We start from the raw sequence: 17,062 nt of genomic DNA, 5'->3' as shown, positions 1-17,062 counted from the left end.
TCATGCACGACGCATTTCCTCCGGGCTTGAGCTCGGCGTCGCGGGCGGTGTCAACCGTTGGTCGCGCCGGTGTTGTCGCGCGGGATGTCAAGGGTCGCAATCGGGTACAGGCCGGAGCCGTCGCGTCCGTCGCGAGCCAGCGCCATCGGCACGTAGTTCACCACGTGCGAGGCGCCCGGCTTGTGTTGTTGCCAGTCCACCGAGGCGCGCAGCGTGTAGTGCCCGGGCGCCAACCCGGACAGGTCGACGTGCACGGTCTCGGTGGACGACGCCGGCACCGCCTCCTCGCGGGACGGGCTGGAATCGTCGTGCACCAATGTCTTCAGGTTGACCGTGGCGGGCAGGGTGCGAACCACCGCACCGGTGTAATCGACCAGCTTGTAGTTGGGCGACCACTGTTCGGTGGCGGCCGCCGCGCCGTAGTTCGTCCACTCCACCGAGATGGCCGCGATCTTGCCCTGAATCGATTGCGATCCGGGCTTCGCCTCGACCGAATACCGGTATCCGGCAGCGGCATTGGCCTGCGCCCACAGCGCATACAGCTTGGGGTCCATCGCCGATGTCGAATCCCGGTCCGGGAAGTTCGCGCTCGACGTCATCGACACGTGGTACTTGACGACGTCGTGCAGGCCCTTCTCGTAGTAGCCCTTCGAGTCGGCCCCACCGGGCAGGGAACACCATTCGGTGATCACCGGCGCGGAGCGCAGTCGCTGCTTGATCGCGGTGACGACCGCATCGTTGTTCCGGACGTACTGGGAGTCGCCGGACTCGGCCCAGGCGGGCAACGGCGAGGCGACGCCGAGGCAGTCCGAGCGGATGCCGACCGGGGCGGACAGCTTCTTGGTGACGTCGTCGGAGAGCAGTTCGCGCACGATCTCCGCGTTCTGCGGCGCCACCACCAATTGCGTGTGGCCGAAGGCGTCGACGTTCGCCGCGACCAGCTGGCGGATCGACGCGGCGCTGATGCCCTGGTCCCGAAACTGGTTGTATCCGGAGAATTCGAAGACGGCCAGCCGCTCGTCGCCGTCATAGCGGCGGCCCAGCGCGGCGACCAGTTTGCCGACGGCGTCGAGATAGCGCGGGTCGTCCCAGTTCGGCACCACTTGCGGCACCCCGGGGCTGTTCGGCGGCGGCGGATAGCTGGTGGTCAGCGGCCGCGCCCATTCGGGAACGGCGATCCCGGTGCCGTTCGGATCGGGGCTGTAGGCATAGATACGCAGGGCGAGCCGCATGTTGCGGCTGGCCAACTTGTTCAGCGCGTCGTCGATCGCACTGAAGTCGAACTTGCGGTCATCGGGTGTATCCGGCGGCAGCGTGGCCGGATCGGTGGGCTGCAACTGCCGCCACGAGATCTGCATGCTGGCGTCGTACGACGCCGGCCACGCCGGGTAGCGCTGCTGGGCGGGATTGCCTTGCGGGAAAAGCGGATTCATCAAGTCTTCGTACTGGCCGCGCAGCGGGTTCGGGATATCCGCAACGCTGGGCGGGATGGCCGGGCTGACCATGGCCGACAGCGGCCCAGGGCTGTTGTGACCCCCGCAGCCGCTCAACACGAGGACCGCGCAAGCGCCCGCCGCCGCCGCCGCGCATCGCCTCAGTGTCCGGACCATCGTTGCGATGCTAGAGGCAGGCGCGCCTCGGTGTGAGTGGCGGCTCCACGCCGGGCGGCGGGCATTGAGTGATACAGCTCACAATCAGCGGCGAATTGTCACGCCCCGCGGTCCTGCGGTGTCTCCAGGGCACACCTTTGGAAAGAGAATAGGGAGACAGCAATGACCAACATCACTCGTGTCGTCATCGTCGGCGGTGGATACGCCGGCACCCTGGCCGCCAATCGCCTGCGGCAGCGGCCGGACCTCGAGATCACGCTGGTGAATCCCCGCCCGGTCTTCGTCGAGCGAATTCGCTTGCACCAGCTGGTCGCCGAGACCGGTGCCGCAACGGCCGACTACGGGTCGCTGCTGGGTGAGGGAATCCAGTTGGTCGTCGACGCCGTCGAGCGGATCGACATCGTTGCCCGTCGCCTGGAGCTGACGTCTGGCACCGCGCTGGATTACGACTACCTGATCTATGCCGTCGGCAGCACGGGCACGGTGCCCGCGACACCCGGGGCCGCCAAGTTCGCCCATTCGATCTGCGACCTGGAAAGCGCACAGCGGCTGCGCTATGCGCTGGCCGACCTGCCCCGCAATGCCGCGGTCACCGTGGTCGGCGGCGGGTTGACCGGCATCGAGACGGCTTCGGAGCTGGCCGAGCAGGGCCGCCCGGTGACCCTGGTCTGTGGTGGCACGCTGGGGGCGTCGCTGAGCGCACGGGGCCGGCGCTCGGTGGCCAAGCAGCTGCGCCAGCTCGAGGTCACCATTTGCGAATCCGTCGCCGTGAGTGAGGTCCGCTGGGACAGCGTGGTGCTCAGCGACGGCGCGGTGTTGCCCAGCGCGGCGACGGTGTGGACGGCGGGGTTCACCGTGCCGGAGCTGGCCGCCCGCAGCGGCCTGCGCACCGACGAGCTGGGGCGGCTGCTCACCGACGAGACCTTGACCAGCGTCGACGACGCCCGCATCGTCGCCGCCGGCGACGCCGCCGCGCCCTCGGGCCGGCCGCTGCGGATGAGCTGCCAGGCCGCCGAACCGTTGGGTGCCCAGGCCGCCGAGACCGTGCTCGCCCGGATCGCCGGCCACACCCCCACGGCGCTCAACCAGGCGTTCGTCGGCCAGTGCATCAGCATCGGCCGCAGCCGCGGCACGCTGCAGTTCGCGCGCACCGACGACACCCCGGTGAACCTCGCCCTGGGCGGCCGAACCACCGCCGCGATCAAGGAGCGAATCTGCCGGGGCACGCTGTGGGCCATCCGGCGCGAGGCCGCCAAACCGGGCTCGTACTTCTGGCTCAAGGGCGGTAATCGGCGTGAGCAGCACGCCGACGAGCGGGTCGCGATCAAATGATCGCGACCGGCGAGCATGCGCAACGATTCACGCTGCTGCGCCCGCTGCTGTTCACCATCGCCTACGAAATCCTCGGCTCGGCCACCGAGTCCGACGACGTACTGCAGGACAGTTATCTGCGGTGGGCGGACGTCGACTTGTCGAGCGTGCACGACACCCGGTCGTATCTGGCCCAGCTGGTGACTCGCCAGGCGCTCAACGCGCTGCGGGCCGGCGCCCGCCGCCGCGAGGAGTACGTCGGGCCGTGGCTGCCCGAGCCGTTGCTGCTCGACGACCAGGACCCGTCGGCGGATGTCGTTCTGGCGGAATCGGTTTCGATGGCCATGCTGGTGCTGCTGGAAACGCTGAGCCCGGACGAGCGGGCGGTGTTCGTGCTGCGCGAGGTGTTCGGCTTCGACTACGGCGAGATCGCCGACGCGGTGGGCAAACCGGCGCCGACGGTCCGCCAGGTCGCGCACCGGGCCCGCGAGCACGTGCGGGCACGGCGCAAGCGCTTCGACACCGACCCGCAACGCAACGCCGAGATCACCGCGCAGTTCCTGACCACCGCGGCCAGTGGCGACGTGGACGGGCTGATGGCGATGTTGGCGCCGGATGCCACCTGGATGGCCGACAGCGGCGGCAAAGTGTCCGCGGCCCGACGGCCCGTCGTCGGGGCCGACCGGGTGGCCCGCGCTGTCGCCGGGCTGATGCGCAAGGCCGCGGCCGTGCTGCGCGCGGAAATGGTGACGTGCAACAGTGCCCCGGCGGTGCTGCTGTACCTCGGCGACCATCTCGAGGGCGTGATCACCGTGGAGATCGCCGACGGCTTGATCACCAACTTCTATGTGATGCGCAACCCCGACAAGCTGGCCGCGGTGGCGACGGCCCGCGACATCAGCCGCGGCTGAGTCGCGGCGCTCCGGGGCGGAAAAATTCACCTTCTGTCAAGCTAGGACCGTGCGGATTGACCGGCTCGGCGACCTCGGCGAAGCACCCGGTGTGCTGCGCGCGATCGGGGATGCCGCCCGCCGGCTCGGGTTGTCGCCACCCGCGGCGCTGACCGGCGAGTGGTTCGGCGCGCTGGCGGTCATCGCGCCGAGCCTGGCGGTGCGGGCGGTGGATCCGGCGGATGCCTTCGCGGTTGCGCTGAGCTCGCAGACCCACGAGTCGCCCGCGGTGGGCGGCGGCTGGGTCGGCTACCTGTCCTATCCGGACGCCGGCGCCGACGGGCGCCCGCATCGGATCCCCGAGGCCGCCGGCGGATGGACCGACTGCGTGTTGCGCCGCGACCGCGACGGGCGGTGGTGGTACGAGAGCCTGTCCGGGGCGCCGATGCCGAAGTGGCTGACCGCCGCGCTGGCCGCGACCCCGGGGCCGGCGCGTAACTGCCGGATCGACTGGCACGTGGCCGACCGCGAGGCGCACCGCGGCGCGGTGCTGGCGTGTCTGGAGGCGATTCGCGCGGGCGAGGTCTATCAGGCGTGCGTGTGCACGCGGTTTACCGGGACCGTCGTCGGGTCCTCGCTGGACTTCTTCGTCGACGGTGTCGCGCGCACGTCGCCGGCCCGCGCGGCCTACGTCGCCGGCCCCTGCTTTGCGGTGGCGTCGCTGTCGCCCGAGCTGTTCCTGCGCCGCCGCGGCAACGCCGTGCTGTCGAGCCCGATCAAGGGGACCCTGCCGCTGGACGCCTGGCCGTCGGCGCTGCGCGCCTCACCGAAAGAGGTGGCCGAGAACATCATGATCGTCGACCTGGTTCGCAACGACCTGGGCCGGGTGGCGGTCACCGGCACCGTCAAGGTGCCCGAGCTGCTGGTCGTGCGGCGCGCGCCGGGTGTGTGGCACCTGGTGTCGACGGTGTCGGCGCAGGTGCCCGCCGAGCTGCCCACGTCGGCACTGCTGGACGCCGCGTTCCCGCCCGCCTCGGTCACCGGCACACCCAAACATCGCGCCCGCCAGCTGATTTCGCAGTGGGAACTGCACAGTCGCGGGATATATTGCGGCACAGTCGGTTTGGCGTCGCCCATCGCGGGATGTGAGCTCAACGTCGCGATCCGCACGGTGGAGTTCGATGACGCCGGCACCGCGGTGCTGGGCGTCGGCGGCGGGATCACCGCCGATTCCAACCCCGACGCCGAATGGGAGGAATGCCTGCACAAGGCCGCTCCCGTCGTCGGGGTGCCGTGCACCGCGGCCGCGGCCGGCGTCGGCTAATCGGGGCCAGTCCGGGCGCGCGCTTTGAGCACTTCGTCGTAGAGCTGTCGCGAGCGCACGCCCGGATGCGCCGCGGCCACCTCGTTGCAGGCATCCTTGACGCGAACGCCCTCGGCGACGAGCTCCTGAACCCGCGCCACCAGCGACGGCACATCGGCGGGCGGCGTCGCTCCACCCAGCACTACGGTGATCTCACCGAGCACGCCATCGCCCGCCCAGGCCGCCAGCTCCTGCAGCGTTCCGCGCACCACTTCCTCGTGCACCTTGGTCAACTCCCGGCAGATCGCGGCGCGACGCGCACCGCCGAGCTGTTCGACGGCATCGCTCAGACACGCCGCCAGCCGGCGCGGCGACTCGAAGAACACGCAGGTGCGCCGCTCGTCGGCCAGCGACGCCAGCCACGTTCTGCGCGCCCCGCTCTTGCGCGGCGCGAAACCCTCGAAGCAGAACTTCTCCGACGGCAGACCCGATACCGCCAGCGCGGTCGTCACCGCGGACGGCCCGGGCAAGCACGTGACCGGCACACCGGCGTCGACACACGCCGCGACGATCCGGTAGCCGGGGTCGCTGATCAGCGGCATTCCGGCGTCGCTGACCACCAGCACCGTCGCACCGGCCTTGATCTCGTCGACCAGGGCAGGCACCCGGGTGGCCTCGACTTGGTCGAACATGCTGACCACCTTGCCGGTGATCGCGACGCCGAGCGCTTTGGCCAGCGTCCGCACCCGCCGGGTGTCCTCGGCGGCCACCACATCGGCCTCGCCGAGCGCCTTGATCAGCCGCGGCGAGGCATCCGACGGCTGGCCCAGCGGGGTCGCACCGAGCAACAGGCGACCGTGGGGCATGACGGACAGCCTACGATCGAGCTGATGACCGCCCCGCCCAGCGACGCCACCTTGCACGTGGAGGACGCCGTCCAGGAGCGCGCCGTGCCCGTCGTCAGCCCGGCGCCGTTGGTCCCGGTCGCGGATTTCGGGCCGGTCGACACCATCCGCGGCTGGGTAGTCACCGGCATCATCACCCTGCTGGCGGCCATCACCCGATTCGTCAACCTGGGCTCGCCGACCGACGCCGGCACCCCGATCTTCGACGAGAAGCACTACGCGCCGCAGGCCTGGCAGGTGCTGCACAACCACGGCGTGGAGGACAACCCCGGGTTCGGCCTCGTGGTCCACCCGCCGGTCGGCAAGCAACTGATCGCGGTCGGCGAGGCGATCTTCGGCTACAACGGCGTGGGCTGGCGATTCACCGGCGCGCTGCTCGGTGTCGTGCTGGTGCTGCTGGTGATGCGTATCGTGCGCCGGATCAGCCGCTCGACGCTGGTGGGCGCGATCGCCGGGGTGCTGTGCATTTGCGACGGCGTCACCTTCGTCGCCTCGCGCACCGCGCTGCTCGACGGCATCCTGGTCTTCTTCGTGGTCGCCGCGTTCGGCGCGCTGATCGTCGACCGCGATGAGGTGCGCCGGCGAATGCACGTGGCGCTGGCCGAAGGCCGCAACACCGCAACCGAGTGGGGCCCGCGCCTGGGTGTGCGCTGGTGGCGGTTCCTGGCCGGCGTCATGCTCGGATTAGCTTGCGGGACAAAGTGGTCCGGCCTCTACTTCGTGGTGTTCTTCGGTTTGATGTCGCTGGCGTTCGACGTGGCCGCACGCCGGCAGTATCAGGTGAACCGGCCCTGGCTGGGAACACTGCGGCGCGACCTTGTCCCCACGGCCTACGCGATCGGCATCATCCCGATCGCGGTGTACCTGGCCAGCTACGGGCCGTGGTTCGCGTCCGAGACCGCGATCGAGCGCCACGAGGTGGGGCAGACGATCGGCCCGCACAGCGACTTCCCGTTCCCCGACGCCTTGCGTTCGTTGTGGCACTACAGCGCGAAGGCGCTGGAATTCCATGCGGGCCTGACGAATTCGGCGGGCAACTACCACCCGTGGGAATCCAAGCCGTGGAGCTGGCCGATGTCGTTGCGGCCGGTGCTTTACGCGATCGATCAGCAGAACGTTGGCGGCTGCGGCGCGCAGTCGTGCGTGAAGGCGGAGATGCTGGTCGGCACGCCGGCGATGTGGTGGCTGGCGGTGCCGGTGCTGCTCTATGCGTGCTGGCGCGCGTTCGTCCGGCGCGACTGGCGTTACGCCGTCGTCTTGGTCGGCTACTGCGCCGGGTGGCTGCCGTGGTTCGCCGACATCGACCGGCAGATGTACTTCTTCTACGCCGCGACCATGGCGCCGTTTCTGGCGATGGGCATCGCGCTGATCTGCGGCGACATTCTCTATCGCCCTCCTAACCAGACCGCGGAACGCCGGACGCTGGGCCTGATCGTGGTGTCCAGCTATGTCGCCCTGGTGGTGACCAACTTCGCCTGGCTGTTCCCGGTGCTCACCGGCATGCCCATCTCGCAGCAGACCTGGGACATGGAGATCTGGCTGCCCAGCTGGCGCTGATTTGCTGGCCGAACCGCCACGCGAGATGCCCGCCGGGCGTAGGCTTTCGGCACATGACCAGGGGGAAAAAGGTTTTCGTTGCGCTGTTGCTCGCGTTCGCCGTCTCGACGACGTCGGTGAGCTGTCTGCCCATCACCACCGTCAACTGCCCGGCGGGCGGCGGCCCGATCGGCTGCTGATCCGCGGCGCTGCCCGCGAAAGTGCAACCAGGGACACCCCTACTCGCGAAACGCGTTGCCAGTTGCACTCTCGCGGCAAATTTCTAGAGGGCGTCGCGGGCGACCGGGCAGGACATGCACCGCGGCCCACCGCGGCCGGTGCCCAATTCCGAGCCCGCGATCGTCAACACCTCGATGCCCGCGTCCTGCAGCCGGGTGTTGGTCTGCACGTTGCGTTCGTAGGCGACGACGACGCCGGGCTCCAACGCCAGCGTGTTGTTGCCGTCGTCCCACTGCTCGCGTTCGGCGACGACGGGGTCCAGGCCAGTGTCGATCACGCGCAACTTGTCGATGCCCATCGCCCGGGCCGCCGCTTCCAGAAACGGTGTCTCGCCGCCGATGTTCACGCCATCCGGCGTCGGCTGGATCGTGAATGCCGACAGCTTGTCGATGACGTTGGCGTACATGACCACGGTCTCGGGGTCGACCATCGTGCACACCGTGTCCAGGTGCATCTGCGCGCGCTGCTGCGCGATCGGCACGGCCAGCACGGTGTGCGCCAGGTCGTCGTCGAAGAGACTGCGCGCCAATGCTTCCGCGCCGGCCGGGGTGGTCCGCTCCCCCACCCCCACCGCAACCACGCCCGGGGATAGCAACAGCACGTCGCCGCCCTCGACGGGCGCGGACCTCGACTCGTACGCCTTGCGCACCCCGGTAAACCGCGGGTGATGGGCGTAGATCAGGTCGGTCAACGACGTCTCACGGATCCGGGCGCGCAACGCCAGCGACGGGATCACCACCCGCGCGCCGATCCAGATCGACGAGTCCCGGGTGAACACCAGGTTCGGCAAGGGATCGATCACGAAATCCGCGCCCTGATGCATGCGAAGCACCAGCGATACGTCGGTTCGGGTATCCGGCGGCAATTCGTTGAACGTCATACCGGCCATCAGGATGTGCGCCAGCTTGGCGGGGTCCAGTCCACGCAGGTAGGCCGAAAGCTCTTGCGCCAGCGGCGCTCCCAGTCGACGCGCATCCACCGCGGCGGCAACGCCTTGCATTCGGGCAGCGCCGCTGCGGGTGAGCGCCTCGGTCAGCAGGTCGGACAGCAACAACACTTCCACCCCGCGCGAGCGCAGCAGCTCGGCGAACTGATCGTGTTCGTCTTGCGCGCGGTCGACCCACGGCAGCCCGTCGAACAGCAGCTGGTCGTTGTTGCGCGGATTGAGTCGCCGCAGCTCCGCGCCGGGACGATGCAGGATCGCCACCCGCAGCGCGCCTACCTCGGAATTCGTGCCGAGCTCAATAACACCCACAGCTAAACCGTAGCCGCGCGAAACGGCACCGTCGCGCCACACCCGGGGCGCGCTGGTAGCCCGGCGAGTCTCGATCAATCGAACGGATGTGCGATACGCTGTGCGGTGTGGGGACCCAGATATCAGGGGTACAGGGCTCGCTGTTCGAGCACACCCAACGACGACAACTCGGCGACGGCGCCTTCATCGAGATCCGCGCCGGCTGGCTCAGCGACGATCCGTCCGGTTCTCAAGACTTGCTCGACGCGCTGCTGAACACCGTCGCGTGGCGGGCCGAACGCCGGCAGATGTACGACCGGGTGGTCGACGTGCCGCGGCTGGTGAGCTTTCACGACCTGACCGTCGAGGATCCGCCCCACCCGCTGCTGGGGCGGCTGCGCCGCCGGCTCAACGACATCTACGCCGGCGAGCTTGGCGAGCCCTTCACCACGATCGGACTGTGCTACTACCGCGACGGCGCCGACAGCGTCGCCTGGCACGGCGACACGATCGGCCGCAGCAGCACCGAGGACACCATGGTCGCGATCATCAGCCTCGGCGCCACACGGACATTCGCGATGCGTCCGCGCGGGGGCGGCCCGTCGCTGCGGCTGCCGCAGGCGCACGGCGATCTGCTGGTGATGGGCGGATCCTGCCAGCGCACCTGGGAGCACGCCGTTCCGAAGACCGCGCTGCGCAAAGGCCCGCGCGTCAGCATCCAATTCCGGCCGCGCGACGTTCGCTAGGACGTGCGTATCGCGGCGACCGCTTTGACGAGCAGGTCACGGGCGCGCTGCGTGTCGACCTTGGCGACGGGCTGGTCGGGCACGACGAGCGGGTTGGCGATCACGATCACTTGATAGTCACCGAATTGCGCGGAGTAGTCGTACAGCTCGCCGGTGCGGGGACCGCCGGCGACCAGCGCCTGCAGGACACGGTGCACCCCGAACGTGTGCGTCCCGTCGATGGTCGGCGCGTCGATGACCTCCAGGCCGCCGCGTACCCCGGTCCCGGAGAACGCGACCTTGGTGCAGTCCTTGCCCGGGTCGTTGACGGGCAGCGGCTTGGAGGTTTCCACCGCGATGACGACATACCGGTTACCGCCGCCCTCGGCGGACACCGCGGCCATGTTGCCCTGCACATCCGGCGGCATGTCGGGTCCGGACGCCAGCTTGGCGCAGTTGGCAGGGTCGAACTTCAGCCCCTCGGGCAGCTTGCGCGCCGACAGCAACTTGGGATCGATCGCCCGTTCCGAGATGTCGGTGACCTTGAACTCGGGCCCGAAGCTCGACTTCACCCCGACGACCTTGGCGATGTCGGCGTTGGTCGGGGTCGCATTCGATGAGCAACCGGCAAGCACGAACCCGGCTGCGATCACGCCTACCAGCTTGGACACCGTGGCTAATCTACCCAAAGCCGGACGTTCAGCTGCGCAACGTGGACACCGTTTTGACGAGCAGATCGGCGGCGTATTGTGCCGGCAGCGCCGGCAGCGCCGAGCCCGGATCGGTGGTCACCGTGGTGAAGGCGTAATAGCCGCCCAGGTAGGCGACGAATGTGTATGCCCGCGAATCGATTTCGGTGCCAGCCTCGACAGCGGATCTGACGTCGACGATCATGCCGACGGTTTGCGCGTCGTCGATGCGAGGAGGGCCGGTGAGCCGGACGCTGGCCGAGGTGCGCTCGGCGGTCATGGTCCACTCGCCGCAGGCATCGACGACGCTGCGGTCCAGGTCAATGTCTGGCAAAGCCACCACCGCCACGTTGATGATGCCGCCCGGACCCGAGGCGGACAGGCCCTGCGCGGATTGGTCACGTCCCTTGCCGGGCTCGGCGAGTGCGGTGCATGACGCGGGCTGAGATGTCGCGTCGGGGCCAAGACCCCAGATCGCCCGTGGCGAGGCCGCGCCCGGAATGCCGGACGTGGCCTCGTAATTGGGCGGTAAGTCGCGAACGACCCGCTTGATGTTGGCCGGGTTGACGGTGGTGGAATGCGCCGGCGGCGCAGGCGTTGCCGACGGCCGGTGTGTCGGCGAGTGGCTGCATGCGGCCACCAATACCGTGAGCACCGCACCAAACCAGAACGGCCGCATGCGAAGTTGATACCACGAGACGCCCGGTCAGCCGAGCGCCTCGATCACCTGCCGGGCGACGCGTTTGATTTCGTCGGCCAAGTCACGCTTGATGCCCAAGTCGCGCCGCCGCGGCACGTCGATGACGGTGGTGATGACGCCGACGTCTTCGCGTTGCCAGATCGCGCCGTGACGGTCCATGATCGCGCGCATCGGCAGATTGTCGGAAAGCATTCGCGCGGAAAACCTTTCGACCCCGTCAACCTTGGCGGCGATCGACAGCGCACCGATCAGGAAGCTCCCTATCCCCCGGCCCTGGTAGGCGTCGGCGACGGTGAACGCGATCTCGGCGACCGTCGGATCCTTGTCGTCGCGGACGAAGCGCGCATCGGCCACCGGGTCGTCGCCGTCGGTCACCACCCACACGAAATGATCGACGTAGTCGACCTCGGACAGGTAGTGCATCAACGCCGGCGAGGGCAGCCGGGCCGTCATGAACCGCCGATACAGCGTTTCGCTGGAGAACTGGATATGGCCGTGCACGGTGCGCACGTCGTCACCGGGCAGTACCGGGCGCAGCAGCAGGTGGCTGCCGTCGCGCATCCGTATCGGGATGGGCGTGACGAAGGCGGCCAGCCGCTGGCGCACCATCCGCAGTAGCCGGGGCATGATGCCCGGGATGTGCACCAGCCGGGTGAACGCATCGTTGTCACCGATCCAGCCGGTCAGCGGCTCGAGCGCAGTGACGGTCGCGATGCGGGGGCTGTCGCGCAGCAGCGCGATCTCGCCGATGATCGCGCCGGCGGCCGTCTCGCCGAGCGACACGGCGCCGTCCACGCCGACGTGTCTGATCTCGGCGGCACCCGAGGAGATCAGCAGAAACGACACGGCCTGCTCGCCTTGCTGCATCAGAATCTGTCCGCCCGCGGCGCGCAGCGGCTGCAGGCTGGCCGCCAACGGCTCCAAGTCTTCGATGGCGCATCCCTCGAAGATGTCCATCGCGGCGAGTTCTTCCGCCCGCGCGCCGATCAACTCGGCCACGGCGGCCCATCTTGCGGTCCGATTCGCTCAGGTTATGGCGTCGGCGGGCGGTGCAGCAACAACCAGACGGACCGATGTCAGGAGTTCCGTGGAACTTCGGCGCCGTTGCGGTGAGAATCACAAGTCATGCGGCCAGCCAGGATCCAGGTGGGCGATCTTTGGTTCGACTCCCTCACCCAACGTGACGCCGTCGACGTCGTGCGCAAGGCCTGGGCCGACGGCCGCGGCGGCTCGATCATCCCGGTGAACGTCGACGTGGCCTTCGCGGCCAGCCGAGACGGCGCACTGGCCGACTTGATCGCGCGGGGATCGGTGGTGGTGGCCGACGGAATGCCGCTGGTGTGGGCGGCGCGGCTGCGGGGTGAGCCGCTACCGGAGCGGGTGGCCGGCTCGTCGTTGATTCAACCGTTGAGTGCGGCCGCAGCCGCCGACGGCAAGTCGATCTATTTCTTCGGCGGCGCCGAGGGCATTCCGGAGCAGGCGGCCGCCGCCCTAGCCACGCAATTTCCCAACCTGCGCATTGCCGGGGTCCAGTCGCCGGAGTTCGGCTTCGACAAGACGGAGGACGGCACGCGGCACGCGGTCGCGGCCGTGGTCGCCGCCAAACCCGACCTGGTCTTCGTCGGCCTGGGTTTCCCCCGGCAGGAACGCCTGATCGAACGGCTACGCCAAGAGCTGCCCGAGGTTTGGTGCCTGGCCTGCGGCGGCGGCATCGGCATGACGGCCGGCGCGGTCCGCCGGGCGTCCCCGCTGCTGCAGCGACTCGGGTTCGAATGGGCGCACCGGCTGATGCTCGAGCCGCGCCGGCTGGCCCGCCGATACCTGCGCGACGATCTGCCGTTCGCGCTCGCGCTGATGATCCGGTCGATCGCTGCGCGGTTCAGGCGAGAATGAGCCGCACGGCCGCGGCCAGGTCGTCGACGACGAAGTCGGCATCCTCGCCGCCGCCGGCGCGCAGCAGGACGGTCGTCGCACCGGCCGCTTTGCCGGCCGCCACGTCGGCGGCGCTGTCGCCGATCATGACCGACTCGGCCAGATCGAAACCGTGTTCTGCCGCCGCACGAATCAGCATGCCGGCCAACGGTTTACGGCAGTCGCAGCTGTTCGCCGCGTGCGGGCAATGATATTCGGCGTCGAGCCGGGCACCCTGAGCCGCCAGCAGTTGCCCCAGCCTGTCCTGGACGGCGTGGAACTGCGTTGGTTGCGCTGACGGTTCGGACAGCCAGCGCTGGTTGGTCACCAGGACCGTGCGCAGGCCGGCCGCATTCAGCGCCGCGATCGCCTGGGCTGCGCCGGGCAGCAGAACCAATTCCTCGGGCGTTCGGATGTATTCGCCCTCGTCGGCCTTGACGTTGATGGTTCCGTCTCGGTCCAGAAACACGGTGCGGACGTTGTCCCAACCCATCGTCAGGACGGACGGGGAAACAACGCGGCTTCGACCATTTCGCAAATGGTGTGCCCCAGATGCAGGCACGCTTCCTGAATCCGGCCGGTGTCGGCACTGGGCACCCGGATGCAGATCTGCGCCACGTCGGCGACCTTGCCGCCGCGGGCGCCGGTCAGCGTCACGGTCGTCATCCCGGCCTGACCGGCCGCCTCGAGCGCACGCACCACGTTGGGTGAGTTGCCCGAGGTGGTCAGGCCGACCACCACGTCGCCGGCACGGCCGGCCGCCAGCACCTGGCGGGCGAACACCTCGTCGTAGGAGTAGTCGTTGCCGATCGCGGTGATCGCGGCGGTGGCGTCGGGAAGGCTGAGCGCGGCCAGGCCCGGTCGGTCGAACGCGAAGCGGCCCATCAGCTCGGCGGCCAGATGCCCGGCGTCTTGAGCCGAGCCGCCGTTGCCGAAGAAGATCACCTTGCCGTCGGCGCGCAGCGCGTCGATGATCACCCGCGCCACCTCGACGGTCCGCGCCGCGAATTCACCCGACTGCATCTGCTGCTTGACGGCGATCGTGTCCGCCAGCCGGGCCTGGACCGTCTCCACACTCGGCGGAACGACATCCGAGCTACTCATGCCTGCCATGTGGTCAATCCCTTGCTCTCAAAAGCGAATTCGGTGATCGCGGCTCCCGCGCCCTCGAGGGCCTCGATGAGCCGGTGCTTCTTGGTGAAGTCGCAGAACAGCAGGATGTAACCACCGCCGCCGGCGCCGGTGATCTTGCCGCCGAGGGCGCCGTTGTGCAACGCGAGGTCGTACAGCTCGTCGATGCGCGGGTTGGTGATGTAGGGCGACATCCGCTTCTTCTGGATCCACGCCTCGCCGAGCAGGGCACCGAAATCGTTGAGCTTGCCGGTCAGCAGTGCGGCCTTCATGGCCACGGCCAGATCCTTCTGCGCGCGCAGCCCGGCGAGCGTGTCGTCGGCGCCCGTGGTGGCGCGGCGGGTCTGGTCCTCGATCACTCGCGCGGAGTCGCGCGTGATGCCCGTGTAGCAGAGCAGCAGGCTGAGTTCGAGCTCGAACGCGATCTCGTCGCGGACCCGCAGCGGGTTGACGATCACCCGGTCGCCGAACTCGATGAAGTTGAATCCGCCGAACGTCGCCGCGTACATGTCCTGCAGACCGCCGGCGATGCCCAGGTCGTCACGCTCGATCGCGCAGGCCAGCTGGGCGGTCTCGTATTCGCCCATCGGCGCCCGGTAGTGCTCGGCGAGCAGGCCGGTGAGCGCGACCATCATCGTCGACGACGAACCCAGCCCGGATCCGGGCGGCGCGCTCGACCGCAGCACCAGGTCGTAGCCGTCCGTCCCGTCGCGGCCGAACCGCCGTACCGCGGCCTTGATCAGGTCCAGGCTGCCGTCGTAGAGGATTTCGCTGTCGAGCGTCATCTCGTGGGTGGTCTTGAAGTCCACCGACTCGATACTTACCTTGCGATCGGTCCGCGGGGTCAGCGATCCGTAGGCGAAGCGGTCGATCGTCGCCGACAGAACACAGCCGCCCTCGAGCTCCGGGAAAGGTGGGACGTCGGTGCCGCCGCCGGCGAACGAGATCCGCAGCGGCGCCCGGGCGCGGATTCGTGGGCGTGTCATCCGAAGTCCCCTCCGAGGTGAATCGCTGAGCCCACGGTCGCGAGCCTAACAGGCTAACCAGCAGGTTTGTCCTGCTTTGGGCTAGGCGTAGGGGTTTGCCGGAGCGGGGACGGGCGTGACGGAGACGGCCCGCAGCGTCGGGATCGGCGGGGTATGGGGCTGGCGCTGCGCGGGCGTGATCACACCCTCCACCTTCAGCCAGGTGTTGTCGGCGAAGTGCAAGGTGCTGGCGCCATCGTGGTCGCGCAGATGGATGCGGGCCAGTTGGGCGTCGGCGGCGCAACAGATGATGACGATGCGGGCCAGGTCGATGCCGCCGGGTTCGTTGAGGGCGAAACCGGTCACCGTGATCAGCCGGTCGTTCAGCGAGCCGGTGCTGTCGTTGGCCGAACGCACCACCGCCTCGGCCAGCGAGATCTCGGGCGCGCGCCCCGGCGGTAGCGGCGGAAATGCCACGCGCAGAACGTCATTGGAGACGTTGGTCACCGTGGCGGCCTGCGGCCGCAAGGCCGGGGGCGTCACGAAGCACAGCACCACGATGGGCACGGCGAGCAACCACACCAGGCCGCCGCGATGGGCGTGCCCGTCGTCGTGATCGCGGCCGCCGCGGCGCACGTCGCCGACGATGGACACCAGCGCGAGCGCGATCAGCAGCGCGGCGGTGAGCACCAGCCACGGCAGCAGCGATGGCTTGACGTAGCGGGTGAACACGCCGGTGGCCACGATCAGCGCGATGCTCAGCCCGACCAGCAGCAGGATGGTGTTCTCGGTTTCGCGCTTCATCGGGAACCGCCCAGCAGCAGCATGCCGACGGCGGTGGCCACCACGGTGGCGACGACGAAGGTCGCGGGTCCGAAGCGGGTGGCGAACGCCCGGCCGAACATGCCGGCCTGCATCGCCAGCAGCTTGACGTCGACGGCGGGCCCGACCACCAGGAACACCAGCCGCGGAATCAGCGGCAGCATCGTCAGGCTGGACGCCACGAACGCGTCGGCCTCCGAGCACACCGCCAGCGTGACGGCCAGCGCCGCCATCACGACGACACCGAGTACCAAATGCGCGCCGACGTTTTCGAAGATCCACGGCGGCACCAGCACGTGCAGGGCCGCCGCGGCGGCGGCTCCCACCACCAGATAGGCCGCCGCCTGCAGAAAGTCGTGCCGGGCCACTTCGCAGAACACCAGCCACTTCGACTGCGCCCCCGGGCGGTGCGAGTCATGCGGCGCAAGCCGGCGGGTGATCCACTCGGCGCGGCCCCACCGCGACCAGGCCCAGCCCATCATCACCGCGGTCAGCAAGGACGCGGCGACCCGCGCGACGACCATTTTCGGCTGACCGGGGAACGCGACCGCCGTCGCGACCACCACGACGGGGTTGATCGCGGGTGCGGCGAGCATGAACGTCAGCGCCGCCGCTCCAGCGGCGCCGCCGTCGCCGAAGAGCCGGCGCGCCACCGGCACCGAGCCACACTCGCATCCGGGCAGGGCGGCCCCGGCCACACCGGCGGCGAAGACCGCCGCCGCGGGCCGCCGCGGCAGCCAGCGCACCAGCCGTTCGGGCGGCACGAACACCGCGATCAATCCGCTGACCACCACGCCCAAGCCCAGAAACGGCACGGCCTGGACGAACACGCCGCAGAACACGGTGCCCGCGGTGGACAAGGCGGTGCTGTTGATGACGACGGCGCGCAACCACGTCCCCGCGATCGCGAACCCCACCAAACCGAAGACCAGGACTTCCATGGACCCGAAACGTGCTCGACGCTCGGCCCTCATCTACCGCACCCGGCCTGAAGCTTCATGACCATTGATGAAAATGATTATCACTGTGACGGGCGCTGCGCCCGCACCCGGGCCACCGGCGCGGCGGGGTGGTCCACTAGCGTCGAGAC

Annotated in this window: 18 protein-coding genes; 7 read left to right on the top strand and 11 right to left on the bottom strand. The window is 69.1% G+C overall.

Annotated features, from left to right (window positions below):
* Positions 1-50: 50 nt before the first annotated feature.
* Positions 51-1,610, bottom strand: coding sequence for a hypothetical protein (locus tag ACAG21_RS15170; protein WP_370496926.1), 1,560 nt, complete (start codon positions 1,608-1,610; stop codon positions 51-53).
* A 162-nt stretch (positions 1,611-1,772) separates the two neighbouring features.
* Between ACAG21_RS15170 and ACAG21_RS15165 the strand changes: the two genes are divergently transcribed.
* Genes ACAG21_RS15165 through ACAG21_RS15155 form a run of 3 tightly spaced genes read left to right on the top strand, consistent with a single transcriptional unit; the run spans position 1,773 to position 5,135 of the window.
* Positions 1,773-2,942, top strand: coding sequence for an NAD(P)/FAD-dependent oxidoreductase (locus tag ACAG21_RS15165; protein ID WP_370496924.1), 1,170 nt, complete (start codon positions 1,773-1,775; stop codon positions 2,940-2,942).
* Complete coding sequence (locus ACAG21_RS15160) at positions 2,939-3,832, top strand: RNA polymerase sigma-70 factor (RefSeq protein ID WP_370496923.1); 894 nt, start codon at positions 2,939-2,941, stop codon at positions 3,830-3,832. The genes ACAG21_RS15165 and ACAG21_RS15160 overlap by 4 nt, the downstream gene beginning before the upstream one ends.
* A 49-nt stretch (positions 3,833-3,881) precedes the next feature.
* Complete coding sequence (locus tag ACAG21_RS15155; protein ID WP_370496922.1) at positions 3,882-5,135, top strand: aminodeoxychorismate synthase component I; 1,254 nt, start codon at positions 3,882-3,884, stop codon at positions 5,133-5,135.
* Here ACAG21_RS15155 and rsmI read toward each other — a convergent pair.
* The gene (gene rsmI / locus ACAG21_RS15150) at positions 5,132-5,980 is read right to left on the bottom strand and encodes a 16S rRNA (cytidine(1402)-2'-O)-methyltransferase (RefSeq protein WP_370496921.1); all 849 of its coding nucleotides are present in this window, start codon (positions 5,978-5,980) and stop codon (positions 5,132-5,134) included. The genes ACAG21_RS15155 and rsmI overlap by 4 nt on opposite strands.
* Positions 5,981-6,004: 24 nt before the next feature.
* On the opposite strand from rsmI, the gene ACAG21_RS15145 reads away from it, so the two are divergent.
* Both ACAG21_RS15145 and ACAG21_RS15140 read left to right on the top strand, forming a co-directional pair.
* A complete protein-coding gene (locus ACAG21_RS15145; RefSeq protein ID WP_370496920.1) occupies positions 6,005-7,576 on the top strand; it encodes a dolichyl-phosphate-mannose--protein mannosyltransferase in 1,572 nt (523 codons plus the stop codon).
* 53 nt (positions 7,577-7,629) lie between these two features.
* Complete coding sequence (locus ACAG21_RS15140) at positions 7,630-7,755, top strand: hypothetical protein (RefSeq protein WP_279304541.1); 126 nt, start codon at positions 7,630-7,632, stop codon at positions 7,753-7,755.
* A gap of 83 nt (positions 7,756-7,838) precedes the next feature.
* On the opposite strand, the gene arcA is transcribed toward ACAG21_RS15140, so the two are convergent.
* Entirely contained in the window at positions 7,839-9,050 is a 1,212-nt protein-coding gene (gene arcA / locus ACAG21_RS15135; RefSeq protein WP_370496918.1) for an arginine deiminase, read from the bottom strand.
* A 107-nt stretch (positions 9,051-9,157) separates the two neighbouring features.
* Between arcA and ACAG21_RS15130 the strand changes: the two genes are divergently transcribed.
* A complete protein-coding gene (locus ACAG21_RS15130) occupies positions 9,158-9,775 on the top strand; it encodes an alpha-ketoglutarate-dependent dioxygenase AlkB (protein ID WP_370496917.1) in 618 nt (205 codons plus the stop codon).
* On the opposite strand, the gene ACAG21_RS15125 is transcribed toward ACAG21_RS15130, so the two are convergent.
* Genes ACAG21_RS15125 through ACAG21_RS15115 form a run of 3 tightly spaced genes read right to left on the bottom strand, consistent with a single transcriptional unit; the run spans position 9,772 to position 12,142 of the window.
* Positions 9,772-10,425: a DUF5642 family protein gene (locus ACAG21_RS15125; RefSeq protein WP_370496916.1), complete on the bottom strand. Its 654-nt coding sequence runs from the start codon at positions 10,423-10,425 to the stop codon at positions 9,772-9,774. The genes ACAG21_RS15130 and ACAG21_RS15125 overlap by 4 nt on opposite strands.
* A gap of 28 nt (positions 10,426-10,453) precedes the next feature.
* Positions 10,454-11,122, bottom strand: a complete 669-nt coding sequence (locus ACAG21_RS15120) for a DUF5642 family protein (RefSeq protein WP_370496914.1) — start codon at positions 11,120-11,122, stop codon at positions 10,454-10,456.
* Between the two features lie 27 nt (positions 11,123-11,149).
* The gene (locus ACAG21_RS15115) at positions 11,150-12,142 is read right to left on the bottom strand and encodes a GNAT family N-acetyltransferase (RefSeq protein ID WP_370496913.1); all 993 of its coding nucleotides are present in this window, start codon (positions 12,140-12,142) and stop codon (positions 11,150-11,152) included.
* Positions 12,143-12,289: 147 nt separating this feature from the next.
* On the opposite strand from ACAG21_RS15115, the gene ACAG21_RS15110 reads away from it, so the two are divergent.
* Complete coding sequence (locus ACAG21_RS15110; RefSeq protein WP_370496912.1) at positions 12,290-13,036, top strand: WecB/TagA/CpsF family glycosyltransferase; 747 nt, start codon at positions 12,290-12,292, stop codon at positions 13,034-13,036.
* Here ACAG21_RS15110 and ACAG21_RS15105 read toward each other — a convergent pair.
* From ACAG21_RS15105 to ACAG21_RS15085, 5 genes are all read right to left on the bottom strand, one after another.
* The gene (locus ACAG21_RS15105) at positions 13,023-13,547 is read right to left on the bottom strand and encodes a D-glycero-alpha-D-manno-heptose-1,7-bisphosphate 7-phosphatase (RefSeq protein ID WP_370496911.1); all 525 of its coding nucleotides are present in this window, start codon (positions 13,545-13,547) and stop codon (positions 13,023-13,025) included. The genes ACAG21_RS15110 and ACAG21_RS15105 overlap by 14 nt on opposite strands.
* Before the next feature lie 2 nt (positions 13,548-13,549).
* Positions 13,550-14,167 (bottom strand): SIS domain-containing protein, encoded by a 618-nt coding sequence (locus ACAG21_RS15100; RefSeq protein WP_370496910.1) that lies wholly within the window; start codon positions 14,165-14,167, stop codon positions 13,550-13,552.
* On the bottom strand, positions 14,155-15,171 hold the full coding sequence (locus ACAG21_RS15095; RefSeq protein WP_370496909.1) for a GHMP kinase: 1,017 nt from the start codon (positions 15,169-15,171) through the stop codon (positions 14,155-14,157). Before ACAG21_RS15095 ends, ACAG21_RS15100 begins: the two co-directional genes overlap by 13 nt.
* An 81-nt stretch (positions 15,172-15,252) precedes the next feature.
* Positions 15,253-15,954, bottom strand: coding sequence for a TIGR03943 family protein (locus ACAG21_RS15090; protein ID WP_370496908.1), 702 nt, complete (start codon positions 15,952-15,954; stop codon positions 15,253-15,255).
* A complete protein-coding gene (locus tag ACAG21_RS15085; protein ID WP_370496907.1) occupies positions 15,951-16,946 on the bottom strand; it encodes a permease in 996 nt (331 codons plus the stop codon). Before ACAG21_RS15085 ends, ACAG21_RS15090 begins: the two co-directional genes overlap by 4 nt.
* Positions 16,947-17,062: the final 116 nt, after the last annotated feature.

It is taken from the genome of Mycobacterium sp. pR1184 (assembly GCF_041287235.1).
Classification (GTDB): Bacteria; Actinomycetota; Actinomycetes; order Mycobacteriales; family Mycobacteriaceae; genus Mycobacterium.
Note: the sequence above shows the minus strand (reverse complement) of the source record. Positions and strands in the feature narration are given on the sequence as shown.

Coding starts and splice junctions, on each gene's coding strand:
- ACAG21_RS15140 (WP_279304541.1), top strand. CDS start 7,630: ATGACCAGGGGGAAAAAGGTTTTCGTTGCGCTGTTGCTCGCGTTCGCC.
- ACAG21_RS15095 (WP_370496909.1), bottom strand. CDS start 15,171: ATGACACGCCCACGAATCCGCGCCCGGGCGCCGCTGCGGATCTCGTTC.
- ACAG21_RS15160 (WP_370496923.1), top strand. CDS start 2,939: ATGATCGCGACCGGCGAGCATGCGCAACGATTCACGCTGCTGCGCCCG.
- ACAG21_RS15145 (WP_370496920.1), top strand. CDS start 6,005: ATGACCGCCCCGCCCAGCGACGCCACCTTGCACGTGGAGGACGCCGTC.
- ACAG21_RS15090 (WP_370496908.1), bottom strand. CDS start 15,954: ATGAAGCGCGAAACCGAGAACACCATCCTGCTGCTGGTCGGGCTGAGC.
- rsmI (WP_370496921.1), bottom strand. CDS start 5,980: ATGCCCCACGGTCGCCTGTTGCTCGGTGCGACCCCGCTGGGCCAGCCG.
- ACAG21_RS15105 (WP_370496911.1), bottom strand. CDS start 13,547: ATGGGTTGGGACAACGTCCGCACCGTGTTTCTGGACCGAGACGGAACC.
- ACAG21_RS15085 (WP_370496907.1), bottom strand. CDS start 16,946: ATGAGGGCCGAGCGTCGAGCACGTTTCGGGTCCATGGAAGTCCTGGTC.
- ACAG21_RS15100 (WP_370496910.1), bottom strand. CDS start 14,167: ATGGCAGGCATGAGTAGCTCGGATGTCGTTCCGCCGAGTGTGGAGACG.
- ACAG21_RS15170 (WP_370496926.1), bottom strand. CDS start 1,610: ATGGTCCGGACACTGAGGCGATGCGCGGCGGCGGCGGCGGGCGCTTGC.
- ACAG21_RS15120 (WP_370496914.1), bottom strand. CDS start 11,122: ATGCGGCCGTTCTGGTTTGGTGCGGTGCTCACGGTATTGGTGGCCGCA.
- ACAG21_RS15165 (WP_370496924.1), top strand. CDS start 1,773: ATGACCAACATCACTCGTGTCGTCATCGTCGGCGGTGGATACGCCGGC.